The sequence below is a fragment of the Variovorax sp. GW531-E2 genome (assembly GCF_059423125.1).
Window position 1 is genome coordinate 1 of record NZ_JBWKXQ010000117.1, and the last position, 3703, is coordinate 3703.

The 3703-nt window shown below is 69.8% G+C and carries 4 protein-coding genes; 1 reads left to right on the forward strand and 3 read right to left on the reverse strand.

The genetic code is table 11. The features are described from left to right. The 3 genes from AC07XP_RS32015 to AC07XP_RS32025 form a co-directional block, all read right to left on the reverse strand. Positions 1-377: septum site-determining protein MinC (locus AC07XP_RS32015; RefSeq protein WP_495266926.1), on the reverse strand; the 377-nt coding region annotated here is incomplete at its 3' end. Between the two features lie 131 nt (positions 378-508). Then, positions 509-1795, reverse strand: a complete 1287-nt coding sequence (locus AC07XP_RS32020; RefSeq protein WP_070061419.1) for a solute carrier family 23 protein — start codon at positions 1793-1795, stop codon at positions 509-511. A gap of 161 nt (positions 1796-1956) precedes the next feature. Beyond that, positions 1957-2379 carry a hotdog fold thioesterase gene (locus AC07XP_RS32025; RefSeq protein WP_495266927.1) on the reverse strand — a complete coding sequence of 141 codons (423 nt, stop codon included), beginning with the start codon at positions 2377-2379 and terminating at the stop codon, positions 1957-1959. Positions 2380-2475: 96 nt separating this feature from the next. On the opposite strand from AC07XP_RS32025, the gene AC07XP_RS32030 reads away from it, so the two are divergent. Beyond that, the coding region (locus AC07XP_RS32030; protein WP_495266928.1) for an AsmA family protein at positions 2476-3703 on the forward strand (1228 nt) is incomplete at its 3' end.

Genomic DNA, 3703 nt, shown 5'->3' on the forward strand with positions numbered 1-3703 from the left:
GCCGGCGGGCGGGGCGCGGGGGCCGCGGGCATGGCGGCCACCGACAGGCCGGCTTCACGTGCCGCGGCATGCTGCTCGGGGCTGCCGCCGCGCACGGCGATCGGCTGGGTCTGGTGGCGCGCCAGCAGGCTGCGCAGGGCGGCAAAGTCGATTTCGGGGGCGTCGGTGCCGCCCTCGGCCGCCTGTTCCTGCAGCAGCGAGAGGTCGATCACCACCGGCTCCTGCTCGAAGAAGTCGGGCGAATCCGCCAACTGGGCGTCGAGCGCCTCGGCCAGCACGTCGAGGTCGGCTGTCTTGAGGATCACTGCGATCAGCGGCAGTGTGGCGCTCTTGAATTCGAAAACCGCCTTGGTACGAGCGGCGGAAACATCGGCCATTGGAAAACGTGTGTGAACGTCGGTGCGAAAAGCGTTGGAGTCTAACGGGCGCCGGCCAAAGCCCGGTGACCGGCGCCGCGTTCACTGACCCCGCACAACAGTTATTGCACGAGGTTTCACTTTGTCTGCGCTCAGGCGTTGCGCGAACGGCCCAGCAGGGCGTAGAGGATGATCGCCCCGAAAGTGGCGGTTCCGATGCCGCCCAGCGCGAAGTCACCGAACTTCAGCGTGAAGTCGCCGGTGCCGATGATCAGCGTGATGGCGGCCACGATCAGGTTCTTGTTCTGCGAGAAATCGACCTTGTTGTCGACCCAGATCTTGGCGCCGGCAATGGCGATCAGGCCGAACACCACGATGCTCACGCCGCCCATCACCGGCAGCGGAATGGCCTGGATCAGTGCGCCGAACTTGGGGCTGAAGCCCAGGATGAGCGCAATGAAGGCCGCCACCACGAACACCGCCGTCGAGTAGATGCGCGTGGCCGCCATCACGCCGATGTTCTCGGCGTAGGTGGTCACGCCCGTGCCGCCGGCGGCGCCGCTCACCACCGTGGCGATGCCGTCGCCGATGAAGGCGCGGCCCATGTACGGGTCGAGGTTGCGCCCGGTCATGGCCGTCACGGCCTTCAGGTGGCCGAGGTTTTCCGCCACCAGGATGATCGCCACGGGCGCGATCAGCAGCATCGCGTTGGCCGTGAACACCGGCGCCGTGAAGGTCGGCAGGCCGAACCAGGCCGCATTGGCGATGCCGCTCAGGTCGACCGGCTTGCCCAGGCCCATGCCGTTGGTGAGCGCGGCGTACACCAGCGTGGCGAGGATCAGGCCGATGAGGATCAGCAGGCGCTGCACCATGCCGCGTGTGAACACCGCCACCAGGCCCACGCACAGGAAGGTCACGGCCTGCATCCACGAATCGAAGTTGCTGGCCGCCATGTTCTTGATGGGAATGCCCGCCAGGTTCAGCCCGATCACCGCCACCACGGCACCCGTGACCACGGGCGGCATGAAGCGCTCGATCCAGCCCGTGCCCACGGCCTGCACGATGGCCCCGATCAGGATGTAGACCACCCCGCAGGCCACGATGCCGCCCAGGGCCACCGCGATGTTGGCGTTGGCCCCCTTGCCGGCGTAGCCGCTGGCCGCGATCACCACGCCGATGAAGGCGAAGCTCGAGCCCAGGTAACTGGGCACCTTGCCGCCCGTCACGAGATAGAAGATGAGCGTGCCGATGCCGCTCATCAGGATCGCGATGTTGGGGTTGAAGCCCATCAGGATCGGCGCCAGCACCGTGGCGCCGAACATGGCGATCACGTGCTGGATGCCCATCGCGCCGGTCTGCAGCCAGGGCAGCCGCTCGTCGGGCGCGATGACCGCGCCGTTGGCCAGTGTGGACACCGGCTTTTCAGTCCAGTTGAACATGTGTTTTCTTCTCCTCGGTTGGTGTGTGTTGGGGGGTCGACGCGCTCCCTGGGGCGAGATTGTGGTCGATCCACCCCGTGCTGAACACGGGTGCCACCCGCAAGAGGCGTACCAGCGGGAGAGGAAAAAAAGAAGAAGCGCCCCCGGGGGCGCGCCCGCGCTCAGCGCGGCTGCAGCACCGCCATGGTGATGCGCGAGACGCAGGTCAGCTCGCCCGCCTCGTTCGTCAGGTCGATCTGCCAGACCTGCGTGGTGCGCCCGCGGTGCACCGGCCGCGCCGTGCCGATGACCCAGCCGCTGGTGGCCGAGCGGATGTGGTTGGCGTTGATGTCCAGGCCCACGGCGCGGTCGCCCTCGGGGGCCGAGTAGTGCGCGCCGCAGGAGCCCAGCGTTTCGGCCAGCACCACCGACACGCCGCCGTGCAGGATGCCGTAGGGCTGGCGGGTGCGCTCGTCCACCGGCACGCGGGCGCGGATGAAGTCGTCGCCCACCTCCAGGAATTCGATGCCCAGGGTGGCCACGGCCGTGCCCACGTGGTTGGCGGTCAGCGATTCGACCGAGATCTCTTTCTTCCAGATACGCATGCAGGGGTCTCCGATACAGGGGGTGCGAGGGCACCGAGGGCACTATAGCGACGACGGCTGACAACCGCAGTCGCCTTTGCGTGCTACCTTGGGTCGATGACCTTCCCTTCGGTGCGGCGGTGGCTCCTGGGCTCGGTGGCGGTGCTGCTGCTGGGCATCGGCGCGCTGGCGCTCGTGGTGGCCGCGCGCCTGCCCGACGACGAGGAGGTGGCGGCCCGCATCGCCGCCGGCTTCTCGCAGCGCTACGGCGTCGAGCTGACGGTGGGCGGCGCCCACTGGTCGCTGTGGCCGGTGCCCGTGCTGGCGCTGTCCGAGCTGGCGACCGACCAGCCCCAGCCCATCACCCTGCGCCGCGTGAGCGTGCGGCTGCACCTGTGGCCGCTGCTGCTGCGCCGCGAGGTGGCCATCGACGAGATCGCGCTCGAGAGCCTGGTGTTGCCGCGCGCCTCGGTGCGTGCCTTCCGGGACAAAGGCCCCGAGCCGCAGGAAAGCGAGCGCATCGTGCCGCTGCCTGCGCCCTGGACCCTGGCGCCCGTGCCGGTGGAGCGCGTGCGCTGGCGCGACGTGGTCTGGATCGACCGCCGCGACATCGCGCTGGCCTACGACGGCGAGGTGACCTTCGACGACAACTGGCGCCCGCGCGAGCTGCGTCTGGAGCGCGCCGGCGCCGCATCGCCCGTGCGCCTGCGGCTGGACCGCGAGGGCACGGAAGACCGCTGGCGCACCCGCATCGACGCCGGCGGCGGCACGTGGAACGGTGAATCGCGGCTCGAGGTGCTGCCTGAAGGGCGGGGCTTGCGCGTGTCGGCCGAGCTCGATCCGCGGCAGGTCGACATCGAGGCGCTGGTGCAGGCCTTCGGGCGCCGCTCGGCGGTGGCGGGCAAGGTCTCGGGCCACACCTCGCTGGTGGCCGAGGCCCGCGAGGTGGGCGCGCTGATCCGCGGCCTGCACACCCGCACCACCTTCTCGGTGCAACCCGCCACGCTGACCCGGCTCGACCTGGCCAAGGCCGTGACCACCGCCGGCATCAGCCGCGGCGGCACCACGGCGCTGGACGAACTCACCGGCACGCTCGACACCCAGGGCGCCGAAGACGGCATCGTGATGCGCTACACGAACCTCAAGGCGCGCTCGGGCGTGCTCACCGCGAGCGGCAACCTGCGCCTCTTCAACCGGCAGATGTCGGGCGAGATGGCGGTGGACCTGGTCGATGGCGTGGTCGGCGTGCCGCTGAAGATCGGCGGCAGCGTGGCCGAGCCCGAGGTGTCGATGACCGGCGGTGCGCTGGCGGGGGCGGCGGTTGGCAGCGCGGTGCTGCCGGGGG